General features: G+C 44.2%; 16 protein-coding genes. 10 read left to right on the top strand and 6 right to left on the bottom strand.

Annotation, left to right across the window (positions count from 1 at the left end; all coding sequences use genetic code 11):
* Window position 1: 1 nt before the first annotated feature.
* The 10 genes from argC to C8N47_RS09720 all read left to right on the top strand — a co-directional run bounded on the left by argC (window position 2) and on the right by C8N47_RS09720 (window position 10,106).
* A complete protein-coding gene (gene argC, locus C8N47_RS09770; RefSeq protein ID WP_107822365.1) occupies window positions 2–976 on the top strand; it encodes an N-acetyl-gamma-glutamyl-phosphate reductase in 975 nt (324 codons plus the stop codon).
* An 80-nt stretch (window positions 977–1,056) separates the two neighbouring features.
* The gene (locus tag C8N47_RS09765; protein ID WP_107822364.1) at window positions 1,057–2,199 is read left to right on the top strand and encodes an aspartate aminotransferase family protein; all 1,143 of its coding nucleotides are present in this window, start codon (window positions 1,057–1,059) and stop codon (window positions 2,197–2,199) included.
* Window positions 2,200–2,351: 152 nt separating this feature from the next.
* Complete coding sequence (proC, locus tag C8N47_RS09760; protein WP_107822363.1) at window positions 2,352–3,143, top strand: pyrroline-5-carboxylate reductase; 792 nt, start codon at window positions 2,352–2,354, stop codon at window positions 3,141–3,143.
* Between the two features lie 11 nt (window positions 3,144–3,154).
* Window positions 3,155–4,246, top strand: a complete 1,092-nt coding sequence (gene proB / locus C8N47_RS09755) for a glutamate 5-kinase (protein WP_107822362.1) — start codon at window positions 3,155–3,157, stop codon at window positions 4,244–4,246.
* Window positions 4,247–4,496: 250 nt separating this feature from the next.
* Window positions 4,497–5,744, top strand: coding sequence for a glutamate-5-semialdehyde dehydrogenase (locus C8N47_RS09750; protein WP_107822361.1), 1,248 nt, complete (start codon window positions 4,497–4,499; stop codon window positions 5,742–5,744).
* 191 nt (window positions 5,745–5,935) lie between these two features.
* Window positions 5,936–6,886 (top strand): N-acetylornithine carbamoyltransferase, encoded by a 951-nt coding sequence (locus tag C8N47_RS09745; protein ID WP_107822360.1) that lies wholly within the window; start codon window positions 5,936–5,938, stop codon window positions 6,884–6,886.
* A gap of 173 nt (window positions 6,887–7,059) precedes the next feature.
* A complete protein-coding gene (gene argB / locus C8N47_RS09740) occupies window positions 7,060–7,836 on the top strand; it encodes an acetylglutamate kinase (protein WP_107822359.1) in 777 nt (258 codons plus the stop codon).
* 516 nt (window positions 7,837–8,352) lie between these two features.
* The gene (locus tag C8N47_RS09730) at window positions 8,353–8,865 is read left to right on the top strand and encodes a hypothetical protein (RefSeq protein ID WP_107822357.1); all 513 of its coding nucleotides are present in this window, start codon (window positions 8,353–8,355) and stop codon (window positions 8,863–8,865) included.
* Window positions 8,866–9,000: 135 nt separating this feature from the next.
* Window positions 9,001–9,591, top strand: a complete 591-nt coding sequence (locus tag C8N47_RS09725; RefSeq protein ID WP_107822356.1) for a hypothetical protein — start codon at window positions 9,001–9,003, stop codon at window positions 9,589–9,591.
* Between the two features lie 26 nt (window positions 9,592–9,617).
* Window positions 9,618–10,106: a hypothetical protein gene (locus C8N47_RS09720; protein ID WP_107822355.1), complete on the top strand. Its 489-nt coding sequence runs from the start codon at window positions 9,618–9,620 to the stop codon at window positions 10,104–10,106.
* Window positions 10,107–10,391: 285 nt separating this feature from the next.
* On the opposite strand, the gene C8N47_RS09715 is transcribed toward C8N47_RS09720, so the two are convergent.
* The 6 genes from C8N47_RS09715 to C8N47_RS09685 form a co-directional block, all read right to left on the bottom strand.
* Complete coding sequence (locus C8N47_RS09715) at window positions 10,392–11,042, bottom strand: hypothetical protein (RefSeq protein ID WP_107822354.1); 651 nt, start codon at window positions 11,040–11,042, stop codon at window positions 10,392–10,394.
* Between the two features lie 90 nt (window positions 11,043–11,132).
* Window positions 11,133–11,969 (bottom strand): hypothetical protein, encoded by an 837-nt coding sequence (locus C8N47_RS09710; protein ID WP_146161493.1) that lies wholly within the window; start codon window positions 11,967–11,969, stop codon window positions 11,133–11,135.
* 290 nt (window positions 11,970–12,259) lie between these two features.
* The gene (locus C8N47_RS09705; RefSeq protein WP_107822352.1) at window positions 12,260–14,086 is read right to left on the bottom strand and encodes an O-antigen ligase family protein; all 1,827 of its coding nucleotides are present in this window, start codon (window positions 14,084–14,086) and stop codon (window positions 12,260–12,262) included.
* A 370-nt stretch (window positions 14,087–14,456) separates the two neighbouring features.
* Complete coding sequence (locus C8N47_RS09695; protein ID WP_107822350.1) at window positions 14,457–15,875, bottom strand: hypothetical protein; 1,419 nt, start codon at window positions 15,873–15,875, stop codon at window positions 14,457–14,459.
* A 230-nt stretch (window positions 15,876–16,105) separates the two neighbouring features.
* Complete coding sequence (locus tag C8N47_RS09690; protein WP_146161492.1) at window positions 16,106–17,863, bottom strand: hypothetical protein; 1,758 nt, start codon at window positions 17,861–17,863, stop codon at window positions 16,106–16,108.
* 608 nt (window positions 17,864–18,471) lie between these two features.
* Window positions 18,472–19,035 carry a dihydrofolate reductase family protein gene (locus C8N47_RS09685; RefSeq protein ID WP_107822348.1) on the bottom strand — a complete coding sequence of 188 codons (564 nt, stop codon included), beginning with the start codon at window positions 19,033–19,035 and terminating at the stop codon, window positions 18,472–18,474.
* Window positions 19,036–19,247 lie beyond the last annotated feature (212 nt).

Below are 19,247 nucleotides of genomic sequence, written 5' to 3'. Positions count from 1 at the left end.
GATGAGTAAAATTAAAGTTGGTATTATTGGAGGCGCCGGTTACACGGCAGGCGAACTAATCCGGATTTTATTGAACCACCCGCAAGCTGAATTTGCCTTTATTCAGAGTAGCAGTAATGCGGGCAACCCGGTTTACGAAGTACATCGTGACCTGCTGGGAGAAACTGATCTCACTTTTGTCGGAGAGCCCGACTTTAGCCTGTGCGATGTAATCTTCCTGTGCATGGGTCACGGCAAATCGAAAGAATTTGTCACCGCGAATGACATTCCCTCAACTGTCAAAATTATTGACCTGAGTCACGACTATCGCTTAAAAGCTAAAGGAAATGACTTTGTGTACGGTTTGCCGGAGTTGAACCGCGAAACCATCCGACAATCGGGGCACATTGCCAACCCCGGCTGCTTTGCCACGGGGATCCAATTGACCATGTTGCCCCTTGCCGCAGCCGGCCTGATTACCGACGAGTTGCATGTTCATGCAATTACCGGATCAACAGGCGCGGGACAGGCTCCCTCATCAACATCGCACTTCAGCTGGCGTTCCGGAAATGTTTCGGTTTACAAAGCATTCCAACACCAACACCTGGGCGAGATCACGCAAAGTGTGAAACAACTGCAACCGGGCTTCGATAAAGCCATCAACTTTATACCGGTACGCGGCAACCACACCCGAGGGATTTTTGCTTCGACCTATACCGAATTTGCCGGAACATTGGACGAGGCCATCAGCCTGTACGAAAACTATTATGCCGAACATCCCTTTGTTTTTGTCACCAAGGAAAACCCGGATGTGAAGCAGGTGGTAAATACCAACAAAGCCATCTTACACCTGGAAAAACATGGCAGCAAACTGATGATCCTGAGTGTGACCGACAACCTGTTGAAAGGAGCCTCGGGGCAAGCAGTTCAAAACATGAACCTGCAATTTGGCTTAGACGAAAAAACCGGACTGAATTTAAAACCGGTATCATTTTAAGACAGATCTCTGGATATTCAGAAAGCTGGATTTTCAGACTTTTGGAATTTGGATTTTCACTCTTTGGAATTTGAAAAATTATGAAACTTTTCGATGTATATCCGCTGTTTAATATCACTCCCGTAAAGGCCGAAGGAGCCTACATGTGGGACAGCGAAGGCAATAAATATCTGGATCTTTACGGAGGTCATGCCGTGATTTCCGTAGGACACAGTCACCCGCACTATGTGCAAAAAATTACCAACCAATTAAATCAGATTGGTTTCTACAGCAACTCGGTGATCATTCCGCAACAGCAGGAACTGGCCGACAAGCTGGGGGAACTTTCCGGTGTCGACGACTACCAGCTGTTCCTGTGTAACTCGGGCGCCGAAGCAAACGAAAACGCCATCAAACTGGCCTCGTTTGCAACAGGTCGCAAAAAGATCATCAGCTTCGCCAAAGGATTTCACGGCCGCACATCGGCAGCTGTTGCCATTACCGACAACCCGAAGATTGTAGCTCCGGTAAACGAAACGGAAAATGCAATCATCCTGCCGCTGAACGACATTGAGCAAGTTGTGCAGCAGTTGAAAAACCAGGATGTTGCCGCAGTGATCATCGAAGGCATTCAGGGCATTGGTGGCATTCGTGTTCCCGAGCCAGCCTTTTTGGAGGAGCTGGAACGCCAATGTAAAGAATACGGCAGTCTGCTGATTCTGGACGAAGTTCAATCGGGCTACGGACGCAGCGGCAAGTTCTTTGCCTTCCAACACACCAACATTAAACCTGATTTAATTACCACGGCCAAAGGCATGGGCAATGGTTTTCCAATTGGCGGCCTGCTCATTCAACCCGAACTGAAACCCTGGTACGGCATGCTGGGCACCACTTTTGGCGGCAACTACCTGGCCTGCGCTGCGGGCATCGCTGTGCTGGAAATTATGGAGCAGGAAAAACTGATTGAGAACGCCGCAAAGGTTGGTGACTACCTGATGAAAAAACTGGCAGGCTACAAACAAATCAAAGAAGTTCGCGGCCACGGATTGATCATCGGGCTCGAGTTTGATGCCCCGATCAAAGCAATTCGCCAGAAACTTCTGGAAGAAGAAAAGATCTTCACCGGAGTCGCCGGAACCAATATTATCCGCTTGTTACCGCCACTTTGCTTAACCATGGATCAAGCTGAATATTTTATTTCTAAATTTGACAACGTATTAAACGAATTATACGCGGAAGCGTAATTGAACAAACCTCCGGGCTTGCAGGAACATTTAACTCAGGTCATTGGTAGCCATATAAGTGGTCATTCGTTGTGAAGCAAAACAATAAATGACAACAAATGCCCCTAAATGACAAGCGCTAAAGTTGAAGTCCGGAACAAAATTGGAATTTTATGAAAGTCGGAAAAATTGCCATTATTGGCGCAGGAAATATGGGTGGTGCAATCGCAAACGGGATTCTGAAGTCAGGTTATCTCCCGGCATCTTCTATTTCAATTTCCGATCCGCGCGAAGCAAAACTAATTGAGCTCAAAGCCAAAGGATTCGCAGCAACTGCCGACAATGCCGAAGCGGTGAAGTCGGCAGAGCTTGTCATTTTTGCGGTAAAACCTTACCACATTCAGGGAGTCATCGACCTGTTGAAGGACGTGTTGACACCCGACAAGATTCTGGTATCGATTGTCGCCGGGGTAAACTTAAAAGATCTGGCAGAAATGGCTGGTGACGATAAGAAGATCCTGCGGGTGATGCCCAATACCGCGATTTCGTTGCTGGAATCCATGACTTGCATCGCCGGAAATGGCAACACCAAAGATTGCCTGGAGACTGTTAAAGAGCTTTTCGACCAGCTGGGAAAAACGGCTGTTATCCAGGAAGAATTGATGGGTGCTGCCACCGTATTGGCTTCGTGCGGTACGGCTTTCGCTTTGCGTTATGTACGTGCAGCCATGCAAGGCGGAATTGAGATGGGCTTTGGTGCCGAAATGGCGCAGTTTATCACGGCACAAACCGTTAAAGGGGCTGTCGAGTTAATTATGGATACCGGCAACCACCCGGAACGCGAGATCGACAAAGTAACCACTCCGCGTGGTGTAACCATCACCGGAATTAACGAAATGGAACACAAAGGTTTTAGCTCATCAGTCATTCAGGGACTGATCGCTTCGTTCAACAAAATGGCATAAGACGAACAACTATGAGCTTTCGCTATAAAAAAATTACCGTTAAAGTCGGTAGTAACGTTCTAACCAAGCCTGACGGGACCTTAAATGTCGCCCGCATTGCCCATTTGGTCGACCAAATTGCCTGGCTACATAAAAAAGGAATCGAAGTCATTCTGGTCTCCTCCGGGGCTGTTGCTGCCGGTCGCAGCACACTTCGACTGAGCAAAAAACTCGACACGGTTTCCTCGCGACAGCTGTACTCGGCCGTGGGGCAGGTTAAACTAATTAACCGCTACGCCGATTTGTTCCAGGACCAGGGGATTGTTTGCGCCCAGGTGCTCACCACCAAGGACAACTTCTCGGATCGGAATCATTATCTGAACATGAAAAACTGCATCAGCACCCTTTTGGAAAACGATGTAGTTCCGATTGTCAATGAAAACGACACGATCTCGGTTTCCGAGCTGATGTTTACCGACAACGACGAACTGTCGGGCCTGATTGCATCCATGCAGAACTCGGAAGCTTTAATCATCCTGAGTAATGTCGACGGAATTTACGACGGTGATCCGTCCCTGCCCGAGTCCAAAATCATTGAAGAAATTCAGGTGAAGGACAAGGAGTGGATCAAAAACATCTCGACGGAAAAGTCTGGCTTTGGACGCGGCGGAATGCTGACCAAAAGCTCCATCGCCCGCAAGGTTGCCAAAGAAGGAATTGATGTTCACATTGCCAGTGGTTTGAAAGACCATGTTCTGACCGACATTCTTTTGAACGAAATGCATGTCACCCATACCATCTTTAAAGCCGAAAAGCGAAAAGCGTCGAATGTCAAAAAATGGATTGCCTATTCCGACAGTTTTGCCAAAGGCGAACTGGTCATCAACCAGGGGGCATCCGAAGCCTTGTTCTCCGAGGTTGCATCCAGCCTGTTGCTGATTGGCGTGGTTCAGGTGAAGGGGAATTTCGAAAAAGGCGACATTGTGAAGATTGTCGATGAACAAGCCAACCTGATTGGTTGGGGCAAAGCACAGTTCGATTCGGAGAAAGCAACAAGCGAAGCCGGAACAAAGTACAAAAAGCCGGTTGTTCATTACGATTACCTGTATTTAATTGAAGATTGAAAGCAATTTTCGTTTTTTGATTAAATTTTTAAAGTTTTTGAATGTAATTGTTTACGATTTAACCTCTCATTGCTTAAATTTGTAACACGAAACGAGGCAAATCAAAACAAGAATCATTATAAGCTCAGAATAATTCAATATACCCTTTTCTAATAACCCCCTTTTGTTGACTTCAACAAATTCTTAAGATATTCTGAGTTGTCCCCTTCCTCCCCCAGGGAAGGGGACTTTTAATTTTAGCGATACAACTATGGAGGTAAAACAACAATTAAAGCGCACATTAAAGGCCAGCAGATCGTTAAACCTGCTGACTGTAGAGCAAACCAACGCAGTTTTGGCCGATGTAGCTGAAGCAGCGATCGCCAACACGGATGCCATCCTGAGCGAAAACAACAAAGATCTGGCACGCATGGATCCAACGGATCCCAAATACGACCGGTTGCAATTATCGGCTGAGCGTATTGCCGGTATTGCTGCCGACATTCGCAATGTTGCTTCTTTACCTTCGCCATTGGGGCGCGTGCTGAGCGAAACGGTTCGCCCCAACGGCATGCGCATCCAAAAAGTGTCGGTTGCCTTTGGGGTAATCGGCATCATTTACGAGGCGCGCCCCAATGTCACCTTCGACGTATTCTCGCTCTGTCTGAAATCGGGTAATGCCTGTGTGTTGAAGGGCGGCAGCGACGCCATCGACTCCAATACGGCCATTGTGAAGGTGATTCACGCGGTGCTGGAAAAACACGGTATCGACAAAAACATTCTGACACTGTTACCGGCCGACCGTGCAGCCACCGCCGAGATCCTGAATGCGCAGGGCTATGTCGATCTGATTATTCCCCGCGGCTCGCAAGGCTTGATTGAGTTTGTGCGCAAAAACGCCACCATCCCGGTTATTGAAACCGGAGCCGGTATTTGCCACACCTATTTCGACGAGTTTGGCGACACCGCCAAAGGAAAAGCAATTGTGAATAATGCCAAAACCCGCCGTGTAAGCGTGTGTAATGCGCTGGACTGCCTGATTATTCACGACAGCCGCCTGGCCGACCTGCCTGAAATATGCAGCAAGCTGGCGGAAAGCAAGGTGGTTGTTTATGCCGACGAACAGGCGCACAACGCCCTGGAAGGAAGTTATCCTTCCACCTTGCTGGAATGGGCCAACGACGAATCGTTCGGAACGGAGTTCCTCGATTATAAGATGTCGGTGAAGACCGTTGCCAGTTTCGACGAGGCCCTGGACCACATTGCCACCTACAGCTCGAAACACAGCGAAGCCATTGTTACTGAAAATGCCGAACGCCAGGATTTGTTCCGCAAGCTGGTGGATGCATCGTCGGTTTACTGCAATGTGTCGACGGCTTTCACCGATGGCGCACAGTTTGGCTTGGGAGCCGAGATTGGCATTTCAACCCAAAAGCTACACGCCCGCGGCCCCATGGCATTGGAAGAGTTGACCAGCTACAAATGGCTGATCGACGGCGAAGGACAGATCCGGGATTAATGAAGCCCCCTCCGACTCGCCCCCAGGGGAGAGAAAGCCATAAACTGAGAGGGACAACAGTACCGGATGAATTAATGGATAGAAAAATAGAAACGAACTAAAGTCTTAATAATAAGAAACAACAGATGAATGCACACTTTACTCCCTCTCCTCCGGAGAGGGTTGGGGAGAGGCTTCTAAAACGATAAAATATGAAACATTTCACATCGGTTCACGATTTAGACAACCTGGATGAAGCCCTGAAGCTGGCTTTGGAATTAAAAAAGGATCCTTACAAGTACCAGGATTTGGGCAAAAACAAAACCCTGCTGCTGGTCTTTTTCAACTCGAGCTTACGCACCCGCTTAAGCACACAAAAGGCCGGATTGAACCTGGGGATGAATGTGATTGTTTTCGACATTAACGAAGGCGGCTGGAAACTGGAAACCGAGCTGGGCGTGATTATGGATGGCGACAAGCCGGAACATATTCGCGAAGCCGTGCCGGTAATCGGCAAATATTGTGACATTATTGGTGTGCGTTCGTTTGCCAAATTCGAAAACAAAGCCGACGATTACGAGGAGAAAATCATCCAGCAGTTTATCGATTACAGCGGGGTGCCCGTTGTGAGCATGGAGGCGGCAACACGCCACCCCTTGCAGTCGTTTGCCGACCACCTGACCATTGAGGAACACAAAACCAAAGCCCGCCCCAAAGTGGTGATGACCTGGGCGCCGCACCCACGCGCCCTGCCGCAGGCCGTGCCCAACTCGTTTGTTGAGTGGATGCGTGCAACCGACTACGAGCTGGTGGTTACCCACCCCGAAGGCTACGAACTGGCTCCCGAGTTTATGGGCGACCTGAAACCGGAGTACGACCAGATGAAAGCATTTGAAGGCGCCGATTTCATCTACGCCAAAAACTGGGCGGCCTACAACGACTATGGTAAAATCCTGTCGCAAGACCGTGACTGGACCGTGAGCGACCGCCAGATGGCCGTAACCAATAACGCGAAGTTTATGCACTGTTTGCCGGTGCGCCGGAACATGATTGTGAGCGACTCGGTGATCGACAGCCCCAACTCCATTGTTGTGGAAGAAGCCGGCAATCGCCTGTTCTCGGCCCAAACCGTGCTGAAACTGTTGTTGGATCAGATGAAATAGGAAGAATGTCATTCGATGGTCGTTTAATTGTCATTCATGGTCATTAAATAGTCATTGATGGTCATTCGATAGTCAACACACCGGCACAACAAGTGACCTAATGACTAAGAATGACAACAAATGACATTTCATACTTTTACATTTCTTATTGATTATTCGATATTCTACATTTTATGACGACACAAAAGCTCACAATCGTAAAAGTTGGCGGCAAAGTGGTTGAGGAGAAGGACTCTTTGGCCGATTTGCTGGCTCGTTTTTCGAAACTGGAAGGATTAAAAGTACTGGTACATGGTGGTGGCCGATCGGCAACAGCCATGGCCGAACGCCTGGGCATTGAAACCCAAATGGTGGAAGGCCGCCGCATTACCGACCAGGCCATGCTCGAAGTGGTAACCATGGTGTATGGCGGACTGGTGAACAAGAACATTGTGGCACAACTGCAAGCGCTGGGTCTGAATGCCATCGGGCTAACCGGCGCCGACCTCAACTATATGCAAGCGGTAAAGCGCCCGGTAAAAACCATCGACTATGGTTTTGTGGGCGATATTGTAGCTGTAAATGTGGCCGAGCTGAACCTGCTGCTCGAGAAGAAAGTGATTCCCGTGCTGGCGCCCCTGTCGCACGATAAGCAGGGCAGTATGTTGAATGTGAATGCCGACACCATTGCGGCCGAAGCAGCTGTAGCTTTTGCCGGCCATTTCGATGTGGAACTGGTGTTCTGTTTCGAGAAGCCGGGGGTACTGGAAGATTCGGAGGACGACAACTCGGTGATTGACTCGCTGAACCACGCGCAGTTTAAGGCGCTTCAGGAAAGTGGCGCCATTCACGCGGGCATGATCCCCAAGCTGGACAATAGCTTTAATGCCATCAGCAAAGGTGTGTCGAAAGTGCGCATTACCAACATCCCCGGTCTGCAAACCGGCGGCACCAGCTTATTGCCCGACTAAGTTGCCTGATTGTTGACCGGTTGACTTCCAGTCACCCGGTCAATAATGAGAACAAATAAGCATTTTAAATACAATCGAAAAAGCTCCGTCCTCGAATTTGAGGCGGAGCTTTTTTATTCGTCACAATCAATACTTTTCCAAGATCTAAAACATTGGAAAGGTAAAAAAAGCCAATTCTACTATAAACTGCACCAGTGCTACATTCAGAATTCAATCGCTTCAAACGAAATTGAATTGACATTGACACCGCTCTATAAATATCGTATTTTCTATTTTTGTGTCTCGCTCAGGGTTACCTTTTTACTAAAACATGCATTAAGTATGTTTTATTAATAAATATTCAAATATAATGACTAAATGTAACCTCTCTCTCTCTATGCTCTGATTTTTTGTAGTACTTTATCTGCATGCAATCATGAAAATAATGTAATCGTTAATGATCCAGTTGTTTTATATGATGACTCGAATGCTAGTGCTTATATCAAACTATCATCGAAAGATGAATTAAAAGCACTATTGGGGAACGAACAAACGAACACAAAATCTGCAATTGTAAATAAGCCTGAAAATTTTGTAAGTCTATTCGCGACCTGCCCATTAATTAAACTTAAGTCAGCAAATTCCAGCAATGCAGGAGCAGATAGCACGCTTAGCTATTATGATGCAATGGGCTATGCTGACCTTGTTCCAAACGAAAATTTCGCTGCACTTCTCAATGTTAACGGAGAAATACAGGTTGGAGATACCGTTTATCGGATCGCACCTGAAGGCACATTCTATTATAGTGAATATAATGCCGATTATGCGAGAGCTAATTTCGATTCACTACGCGTACTATCTGGAATAGAAACCGCCCCCAACACATATCAATTGGCTGATGGAATATTCTTATATAAGACATTCGCTGATGATATGACCATTGAAATTGGAGATTCTACAACAGTCGACGACAAGAACATTAGCTATCAAACAAAGAGTACGTCAATTGATGTTCCAACTTCTAATTTTGAGGAGTTTGACGCTGACTAAAGAACGATCGTTGGAGGCTGGCTACAAGATCTTTTCGGCCGCAACAAGGCTGTCTATGACAAGCTGTCATCGAAAAGAAGAATGAAATGCAAACTCTATTTCTATGACTATGTAGCGTATTCCGAAATTGGAATCATGGGAGAAATGCAGAAAAAGAATTGGATCGGTTGGAGTGGAACCGAGGCTGACGAGATCGCAATCGGATGGAAAAATGTAATAATGGCCCTTAAACCGGGCAAATATGCCTACCCTGCAAATGCAACTCCTCAATTGTTAGGCTACGAATACGGAAGAGTCCCTGGATTCAATATAAGTACCTGGATCACCTACATTATGGGAATTGAATATAAAGATAATACAGAGCTACAAAATGCACTGGAATCAGGATCAACCGCGCTTCGTCGCTATTTAACCAATATGACTGGCTATAGTATCGATCTTGATAAGATGGAATCTGTTGTGTTTTTTACAAAGGATAAAGTCTATTTTTACAACACAAAAGGTGAATTACGAGAAGATAACGTCGAAAAACTCAGGAAAGTCTTCAACTCTGATATCGCATTCAAAGTAACGATCGACTTAGCAGATCTTCCGTCAAATGTTAAGGAAGCTGTTCAATCCGTAGGACAAAGCAGTTCGGATCGTTTTACGATTCAAAAAGCTTACACCTATGTCGGAGGAAGGCTTGGTAGTACTTGGGGAGGAGCTGTAATTGTTAAAAAGTAAAAAAAATAATACGTAATATTTAAAACATGAAACAAATAGCATTATTGTTTGTAGCAATTGCTTTTGCGATTTCGGCAGAAGCACAAGAAAAAAATAAAGAATTCAAGCGGAGTGATATTGAGTTTGGGTTAGGGATGACTTTCGGTGCCGATAACAATCTCTATAACAACGGGGGAATTGGCCCTTACTTAAGATTCGAATATCGGTACAACTTAAAATCAATTCCTATCGACCTTGGCTTTCAAACAGCACGTTCTGTTCTAAAAATCAGCAGCGATACCGACGACAATAATAAAGTTGATACCGATTTTATTATTTCGAACTATCATTTTTTCAAAAAACATAATTTCGACCTGTATGGAGGTATCGGTGCCGGACTAGTTGATTTTGATTACTTTGGGGGCTCAGTGCGGGTTGGAGCCAAAATGGTAAAGCACCTCAACTTGACGCTCGAATATATGCTGCTGCAGCAGGAAGACTCTCATGCTGTTATCGCCTTGGGATTTTTCTTTTAACAAAACATTTCAGCTATTCCAAAGTTTAGAGCTTTAGAATAGCTGAAATGCAGACGAGCTATAAAGCAAGCCCAAACCCGCTCTTCCGGATATGCACCAACATTGCTCGGGGTGGCTGGTCAGGATTTGCAATCAAACGCGGTAAAAAAGATGAGCGCAACAAGTAATGTCGAAACCGTAAAGTAGAACTTGGGGCTATTGGTTGTGTTTACAAATTTACCGGAAGTGAGGAATACACTCCCGGTAAAGAGGGCAAGAAAGAATACTTCAAGAGGTAGAGCAGGCCTATTCCGATTCATGTCTGGTCAGGTAAAATCTTATTTCGGATTGGTCACACAGGAACTTCCAAAAAATAACTGCTATCAGGTCTCTGGTCGACTGCACCTTTAGACAACCTGGGTTATTCATAACAAAATATGCACAGTAGAAATAAGACACAATTCCTGTCAACTTGCGATATTCGTACAACTCAAAAACGAATGGGTTACTTTGGTTCCTGATTTTAAGATCCTCGATATAACCTTCTCCGGTCAAGTACACTCCATATTTAGTCAGCAAATTATCTTTCTTTCCCAAAAAAATAAGACTATTTCTTATCTCATCTGCCGGAAGAGATTCAAATTCATCTGCGAAAATTATTTTCGGAAAAAAATAGGTATAAACACGATCAATAAACAATGACTTATTGATTTTATTCAATTCTTCACGGTCGATATTCAAACGGACAACTCCTCTTTTTTCAATATAGTCAGAAAAAAACTTCAAATAGAGCTGTTCGTCTGCAAGTTCACCGTAAGTGACAATTAGCGTTTGACGAAAAAAGGAGTCCATTTCACAAATTAGACTTCTATGATTTTGAGCTCCTCCACTTTTTGATTGAAGTAGAAGGAAAGTAAGGGTTAAAACGATCACAAACCTCGGATTAACATATTTCATTGGTAGCAAGTTTAATTTAACCTAGAACCTCAGAGCAAACTTATTGAAGATTACTCTGAGGTATTAACTTTTTTCAGTTTAAACAGCGGGTCACCAACCCAAAAACTCTTTCATAACCTCGAATCCCTTTGGATCTGAAGTGCTAATATTCGCAATCGGTAGCTGCATGGTATTATCGATTGAGAAATGATAGGTCCCACCTGCCTCCCGGGTTATTTGATTTGTGTTGATGTCATTGTCTGGGCAATTCCCAAGCTGATCCCATGCTTCACATGAATTGCCAACAAAGTAACTAAAACTATACCCCTTGTAAGTGAAGCCACCTGACATCTTATAGTTTGAAGAAGCAGGAAAGTTGCCGGAAGATAGATCCCAAATGTCATTCGTATTTGCGAAAGCATCAGGATTAGCTGCATAATCTTTGAGCCCATTCATTACATTTTGAGAAATATTATCGCCTTCCGACAAAGTTCCCCTTGCATACGGTTCGGACTCAGTACTCCCCGACTTTAAACGTACTTTCGATAATGAAACGCCATGGCTACGAACCAGCGAATTTATCCCATTCCTCTCTACAATTGCTACTTTGCCAGAACTAATGACTTCTATTAAATGAGAAGAGATTTTTTTGTAGATTTCTTCCGAAATATTAATCTCCGACCCAGAATCGATAAGAAATTCAACCTGGTTTTCAGTTTGTTTGGAAACAGATAACACTCTCTGAAATGCTCTTCTGTATATCTCTGCATTGATCGGATCGTATAGTGTCCCGGGCGTATCTATGCCTCCCGTAATTGTTAAAAAGTCCGAGGATGAAGGAGTTTCCATATAAATGTCATCTTCTTGACAAGAAAAAAGAAGTAGAGAAATCAGGAGAAGGCTTAAAACAGGTGTTATGATATCTCTGGTTGAAAATTTATTTTTCATATTTTCGTGTGTTTTAGTTGAAGGGGAGATTGTGCTAGAATCTTCCCCTTCGAGATTAAAATTGGTTGAAGTCTCCGCTTTTTTGAACTGTTTCGGCGTTCGGGAGTTGGAGGCTTCTTTTTGTTTTTCCCATACCCGTAACCGGCAGCCTGATTTACTTTGGAAGCCGGTTAGTTTGTATTTCGTTTAGCTGGTATTCATGGGAGTTTGGTTTTTATTTGGTTGCGGTGTTTTCCACCAGACTTGTTTATTGTTTTCGTAGGTAAAAATTCGTTCTTCCCGGCCTTCGTTCAGGCAACGGGATGTGTTTTGGGGCAGGTTGCAGTTTGTTTTAAAAAGGTTCTGGCTTTGGCTTTTGCTTTGATAGTTTCGGTGTTTTCAATTTTAACAGGCTGATTCAGTAGCTTGTTTGCGATGTTTGAAGCTGAAATTGTATCTGCCTGCTCTCTGTAAAGTTCGAACAAATAGTAGTTGGGTAAAATTCTCGCCGGAACAACATTTGCCGACAAAGTAAAACATTGTTCTGCTTTTGAATATTGATGTATTTTCTGATACTGCTTTCCCAGCTTGCATAAGATTTCAACGGAGGGAACTATTTGGCTTGCGTCTTCCAATATGCTTATCTGCTCCGAATGAGTTAGTTTTTCAGTAAAGTAATAAGCGTAGGGATACAGGAAGTTAGGTTCATTCTTTAATCTGGAATAGTTGGATCTAAGGTTAAAACATGCACTTGTCGGTTGCGCATCTTTGGCTGAGGCTACAATCTGCAATTGTAGACTTGCGTTCTTTAGCAATTGATGATGGTTCAATGTAATGATACCGATTGCAACAGATGTAGCGATCACTACTAACTGCATGCCCCATGGAAAAGACATTTTAATTAACGAAGGAGAATACATGATAGCCAACAATACCGCCGGTAAAACCGCCAGCATAAATACAGAGGAAGGGTAGGAAAAGAAGGCAAAAATACAAAAGGCCAGGAATGCACCTTTTAGGAATACATCCTCCTTCACCTCCCGCTTTGCGTTAAATACTGAAATGATAATTAACAGTAGAAATCCTAGCCCCACGGCACCCAATTCCGCCGCAGCTAGTAAAAACTCGTTAAAGGCATACGATGGGTTGCCTGCCAGCAATAGAAAACGGGAATCTGGATTGGTCGCAAAATAATTAGATTGATATGTAAAGTAATTGGCAGAGAATGTACCAGGCCCGCTCCCAAAGACCGGATGATCGGCGATCATATCCAGAGTTACCCGCCAAATTAGCAAACGGCCGTCGGCCGAGTCTTTTTTATAATGGTAGAGCAGCACAATCAGCAGCACAATAGAGCTAAGGCCGAGGGTACGAATGGCTCTCAATTGTTGAGGTTTGAGTTTTATGTGAGATTTCTTCATGTAGGAAAACAGGACGTAAATGCCACCACCGATTGCAGCGAGCCAGGCCGCCCGCGATTGACTTAAAAGGAGGGTTGAAACTAGTAGTAATGCGAAAGAAAGCAGGAGGACTTTGAATAATCGGGAAGTCCGCGACCAATACTTTTCGATTAAATGCCCTACCAAGAATAGCTGAATAGCAACAAAACCGCCCAATTGTCCTGGATTGCTGAACGTGCCGGTCATGTTGAAAAATACATGACTACTATTTAACAAATGCATCGCCTGTAGCATGGCCAGTACGCTTTCAGCAAAACCAACAAACAAACACGACCAAATAACAGGTTTGCAGAAATCCCTTTTTATTCGGATGATCAGGTAGACCAAACAAATGCCCACTTCTCCAATAAACTGAGAGGAGAAATAATCACTCCCTTTATTCATGAAACCGACAGCAAATCGATAGGTGATGTAGCTTCCTGCAATCAGGTCAAATAGATTTATATTTATCGTTTCCCGCTTGTTTTTGATTAAGCTTGCAAGTAATACCAATATAAACATAAAAACAGCCCAAAGCGCAAAAATAGTAGTAACCAAGGGAGTCTGTAAGAATCCGGTTATTGTTGTCTGAAGAAGAAAAGCTACTGGGAATAAACTTCCGACTAAAAGCTTTTGAAGTTTGATAGGTATCTGCATTTGTTTAATAATTACGCATGATGTTAAATTCTGCCAGCTCATATAGCTGGCAGAATTTTGTTATCAAAGTGATTTCTACAAATAGCAGCTTTACATGGCTAATTACTGCTTTGTTTCGTCATTACCGTATTTGCTTTCGAAATTATAATAGCTAAGTACTAAGATTAATATGAATAGTAAAATTGCAAGAGGAAGCCATACCAGGTATTTTCGAAATAATGTTTCAAGATCAATAGACATGAAACGAAAGTTGATGCTACTTATGTAATCGAGACATAAACAGAATAGCCCTACTAAAGTTCCCTTGTAGGTTCCATTAATGAAAAAATAACGTTTTAAACCCATATCTTTCGCTTTATTCCATTCTTTCCGTTCCCGGGCTGTTATAGCTAACTTTATTCGATTCCAAATACTATTCATCTAAACCTCCTGCTTCCAGTCTTAATTGATTTGTTAATTCTACAGCTTTTTGATAGATGGAGCTTCTTTCTCCTTCTGTATAATAACGACTCATGAAATAATTGGCATCAGTAAGTCCCGCCTCTCCACCTCCGACAAGTAAAGCCATAAGAGTTCCAACCCCTGAATAAGATAATCCAGCACCTGCCCAATATGCCACTCCTCCTTTTATTAACTCTTTATATGCCTCAGCCGTATAATACTGTTTTAAAACATCGACACTTGGACTATACATGGGACGCCAACGTCCGTTGTAATATATGTAGTCAGTTCCGTTGACGCTCTTTGCCTGCCCTTCTGTTCCTGCTTGTAAAATCCAATTACCTTTTACCAATACATATGTTTTTCCGTTAACAACCAAAACTGTGTACTCGTGTTTTATGATTGGTGAAGGAAAACTCCCCCCAGGGGTCCCTTCAACATTATTATTGGAACTAGAACTACTACCACCACCGCCACCGGAAGAGCCACCTTCAGGTATATCTGCTCCAGTACCATATCCGGAACTGCCATATTCAGAACCGCTACCGTCGTCTGTTCCGGCATAACCACAATCAGGATCTGTCGAATCTTCTTCTTCGTCTGGCGCATCGCCGACAACTTCTACTTCTCCAAGATCAACATGAGCTGCAGTGTCATCTTCGCCCTCCGTGCTTGACTTCAATCGGAATCTCGCGTTCTTAATAAAAACATCGCTATTTATCATTTGACCGAACAGAGAGATGAAATCGGCTAGGTTCATCGTTGATCTGGTTGCTCTTTCTATCATGAGACCATCCTTATAGCATTCGACTATCTGCAAATTAAGATTTCTTGCTGAACTATAAAGAATATACCCGGAGAAATTTCCATTGTTCTCATTCGTGTAGAATGATTCGATGACATTGTTTTTATTTCGGTCGAAATACCATGCGGTGGGCACGAAAGTGAGGTACATGGCTTGCATGTTGCCGGTTGCGTTAGCCTTGCGGAAACTAAGCAGCTGTTCTGCACCTACATGCCTTGTCTTGGGACTTTCAAGAGTCCCTATATTTTTCCGTACAGAAAATTGATATTCGCTCAGTATTGGAACATTCATATATTCATAACCACTGGCCGTTGAACTGTAAGCTTCATCCCACTGCGGCGTGTACTCTCCCGGGTATAAAGTATGCTCAAAATCGAGATCCGTATTTTCCATATTCTGGACAACCAGTTCTTCAAAACAATTCTGCGAATCGATCAGCATTGATTTCTGCGATACTGTTTGTACTTGCTCAACCAGATCATCCTCTCTAGAGCATCCCTGTATGGCAACAAAACTAAACAAAACAACGACGCTCCAAAGACTGGCTTTAAAGCGCAAGCTGCTGTTTTTCCATCTAAATTTCATATTTTCGTGTGTTTTAGTTGAAGGGGAGATTGTGCTAGAATCTTCCCCTTCGAGATTAAAATTGGTTGAAGTCTCCGCTTTTTTGAACTGTTTCGGCGTTCGGGAGTTGGAGGCTTCTTTTTGTTTTTCCGTTTTCCGTAACCGGCAACTTGGTTTACTTTAAGTTTCAGGTTAGTGTGAGATTCAGTTAGCTGGTATTCATATTATTTTGTTTTTATTGGTGCAGTAAGCTACCACCATATTTGCTTATTGTTTTCGTAGGTGAATATGCGTTCTTCCCGGCCTCCGTTCAGGCAACGGAGCCAGTAAATAGTGCCGGATGGAACATTACGGTATTCCAGAAAATAATTGGTGGCTGTTTGTTTTCCGGCCGATTGCCATTGGTTGTCCCAGTAAAACAGCTCGTACTGATTACCCGGGATAATATAATTGGTGTCGTTACGTGGGCAAATCCGGATTGCGGAAAGTCGAACTGGCTCGCCAAGATCGACCAAAAACATTCGTCCAAGGGTATAGCTATTTAAGTCGCCATCGAAAAGATGTCCATAGTGCCCTCTTATTTTACCTGCTAAGTACCGCACATCATTATGGAGAACAGGAGTATCGGCACTATCGGAATAACAAGCCAGCTGAGCTAAACGAATCAACTTCCCGTCGGGTGCTTCAACTTTTACATAGCGGTACTTCTTAGGGCTATGTATCTCAATCTCATCCATGAAAAAAGGATAATAATCAATCTCGGCAAGCTTTTCTTTTTCACCAAACCGATAATCGTTAGAGCCATATACGATGCAGCCTTTTAAATCGACAACATGCGCCGCCGTGTAGGAAAAAAGAGGAAACTTACGAATAAGTCGCATATCAATTTTCTGGTCGTAGTTGCAGTTCAATTCCTTTTTATCACCATTATTGTTCAGAATAAATGGAACAGCAACGGGCAATAATTTTTGATTTTTGCAGACCATGGGTAGATAGAGGATATTTTTCCCCATCGATTTAAATCTGGCCTGTCCCCACCAACCAAATTGGGCAAAAGCTACAGGAGTCCACCCGCTAATATCGAAGGTTGCGAGGTAAGCCATGTCCCATTGGCCGAACGGGCGTTGCCAAACCGACGCATCTGCCGTTTTCAGATATTGATCCGTAACATCCAGCATATTTGTACGAAGTAGTTTTTCATAGATTTGACCCTTAGGAACAGATGTTACCAGATCTTCCATTCGTGGCTGTTTACTCCAGGTTTGCCGGTAAACTTTAGGAATGGTCTTTTCATATTGGACGGTTAAATTCGACGGAACATCACCCTGCGAAAAAACAGGCCTGTACTTTGAAGTCATCGCTGCATTAAAATCATCGACAAGCTTGGATGTATCATTGCTATTTTCTAACCGCTTTTTCAGCTGTTGCTTCTTATTCGCCAATCCAACAAAAGTATGCTGTGCTTTGGGACGGTTTCCCCAATTTGGTATGTAGTCGTAAGTTGCCGGCAAACCGGCTGCCCGTAAATGGTATATAACATATCGGCAGCGATCGGCGCAGTCGCCTTCGCGGCTTAGGTTAAGCCAGGAATAGTTTGCTTGCGCCGGATAGTAGTGACCAAACTGGTTTGAGGAGCGCAATGCAAAGTAAGTTTTTTTCGTATGGTAGGCGTAGAGGCTATCGGCATTATTTAACTGGGGATTGGTTTTTAGAAGCAGTTGATTTTTTTCGTACAAAACCGCTCTCCAGTTGTCTGCCAGCTCGTCATCAATCTTGTAGGGCAATATATACTCATCAAAGTCATTTTCGCTAATCTTTTCTCTCCATGGGGAACTAGTTAAGGCCTGCCGGGCTAGTTTCAAGTTCGTGCTAAAGAAGGAAGAATCGAGGTAAGTTGAGTCTTCTATTTGTTGAAAGCGAAATGGAATGATCTTCATGCCGGTGTAAAGCGAATCAGCGTATTCCGGAAACTGAGCGGCTACAATATCGCTATCCGGTTTCTGATGCATAAAATATCCCGTAAATTTCAACAAGGAATCAGGATCAGCGAAGCTTAGCGTTTGACGGGCTGTCTGTAATTTGCCCGTCGATTCTACATCCACCGGGCATTGCATACAATTAGTAAGTAATATCAAGCCCAAGCCCAATAATATCCTCCTAATTAATACAACATATTGCAATAAGTATCGCCCAAAGTCATTATACATATTTTAGAGTAGCAGTAGTAGTTAATGAACAAGCTAAAACTACGAACAATACTAATGCAAAAAATATGTTACAAATCACATTTTGTTTATCTCTTCTCGCTCCTGGTTGCAGAGTTGCGCTATTCCGCACAAAAAACTGCATGATTTCGGGGAAGCATCAACAGGGAGGAAAGTGGATTCTTTTGAATTAGATTGACCCTCCCATTCCGACAAAGTCGGAATTTCCCTCCCTCGCGAGGGACGGCCAGGGTGGGTACATTAGATAGAAAGGAAAAGCAGAAGGGACTTTCTCCGAAAAAAATCCTTGCCTGCAGTTTACCGGCAAGGATTTCGGATCGTTTCTGTCGCCACCAACTCGCCTTCGGGCAATTGCGTTAAAGGGCCACGCCCGACCACGACCGTTCAGGCTGTTAATCGTCGGCCTTTTTATAATAGAGCAGCAACACGCCGCTTTCGCGAAACAGGCGTGCCTCGGTGATCTGCAGATTCAATGGTTTGCCGATACCTTCAAAGAGCGTTTCGCCCTGGCCCAGCACCACGGGGTCGACCATCAATTCAAACTCGTCAATTAAGTTTTCCTGTGCCAGTTGCTTTACCAAACTGGCGCTGCCCATTAGGGTGATGTTGCTGCCTTCGGTGGCTTTCAACGCACGAATTTGAGCAACAATATCGCCATCCAGAATTGTGGTATTGGCCCAGTCGGTGGTCTTCAGGCTGCTGCTGCACACCAGTTTTTCGGTTTGGTTAATACGCAGGGCTACGGCCGGAAAAAGCTCGTAAGCCATAGGCGTCACCCAAAAGTTACGCATCATTTCGAAAGTTTTGCGGCCAAACAGCAAGGTGTTGCCTTCCTGCAGTTTGTTCTGGGCATATTCAATTTCCTCGGCTCCGTTACTGTGCCAGTCCAGATCGTTGTTGGCTCCTTTATAGTAACCGTTGAGTGTTGTAAAAACAAAAGCTGTGATTTTTCGCATGCGTTCTATTTTGTCATTTTGTCAACTTCAATAACACGCGCAAAGATAAGGATGTTTCGCATTTGGAGGCAGTCACGCCCCAGGCGATCGGTTGCCTTTCGCCCTGGTTCCACAGCCGAAAATCACCATTAAGTTTGCGCTATATTTCGGGGAAACTGTCCACTGCACACCAACCGATTTGTAAAAGCCGATGTAATTTTGCTGCGGAAACA

The organism is Mangrovibacterium marinum (assembly GCF_003046625.1).
GTDB classification, from domain to species: domain Bacteria; phylum Bacteroidota; class Bacteroidia; order Bacteroidales; family Prolixibacteraceae; genus Mangrovibacterium; species Mangrovibacterium marinum.
Note: the sequence above shows the minus strand (reverse complement) of the source record. Positions and strands in the feature narration are given on the sequence as shown.

Bases quoted from the DNA above. Each gene is read 5' to 3' on its own strand.
- argC (WP_107822365.1), top strand. From the start codon at position 2: ATGAGTAAAATTAAAGTTGGTATTATTGGAGGCGCCGGTTACACGGCA.
- C8N47_RS09765 (WP_107822364.1), top strand. From the start codon at position 1,057: ATGAAACTTTTCGATGTATATCCGCTGTTTAATATCACTCCCGTAAAG.
- proC (WP_107822363.1), top strand. From the start codon at position 2,352: ATGAAAGTCGGAAAAATTGCCATTATTGGCGCAGGAAATATGGGTGGT.
- proB (WP_107822362.1), top strand. From the start codon at position 3,155: ATGAGCTTTCGCTATAAAAAAATTACCGTTAAAGTCGGTAGTAACGTT.
- C8N47_RS09750 (WP_107822361.1), top strand. From the start codon at position 4,497: ATGGAGGTAAAACAACAATTAAAGCGCACATTAAAGGCCAGCAGATCG.
- C8N47_RS09745 (WP_107822360.1), top strand. From the start codon at position 5,936: ATGAAACATTTCACATCGGTTCACGATTTAGACAACCTGGATGAAGCC.
- argB (WP_107822359.1), top strand. From the start codon at position 7,060: ATGACGACACAAAAGCTCACAATCGTAAAAGTTGGCGGCAAAGTGGTT.
- C8N47_RS09725 (WP_107822356.1), top strand. From the start codon at position 9,001: ATGGGAGAAATGCAGAAAAAGAATTGGATCGGTTGGAGTGGAACCGAG.
- C8N47_RS09720 (WP_107822355.1), top strand. From the start codon at position 9,618: ATGAAACAAATAGCATTATTGTTTGTAGCAATTGCTTTTGCGATTTCG.
- C8N47_RS09715 (WP_107822354.1), bottom strand. From the start codon at position 11,042: ATGAAATATGTTAATCCGAGGTTTGTGATCGTTTTAACCCTTACTTTC.
- C8N47_RS09710 (WP_146161493.1), bottom strand. From the start codon at position 11,969: ATGAAAAATAAATTTTCAACCAGAGATATCATAACACCTGTTTTAAGC.
- C8N47_RS09705 (WP_107822352.1), bottom strand. From the start codon at position 14,086: ATGAGCTGGCAGAATTTAACATCATGCGTAATTATTAAACAAATGCAG.
- C8N47_RS09695 (WP_107822350.1), bottom strand. From the start codon at position 15,875: ATGAAATTTAGATGGAAAAACAGCAGCTTGCGCTTTAAAGCCAGTCTT.
- C8N47_RS09690 (WP_146161492.1), bottom strand. From the start codon at position 17,863: ATGCATCAGAAACCGGATAGCGATATTGTAGCCGCTCAGTTTCCGGAA.
- C8N47_RS09685 (WP_107822348.1), bottom strand. From the start codon at position 19,035: ATGCGAAAAATCACAGCTTTTGTTTTTACAACACTCAACGGTTACTAT.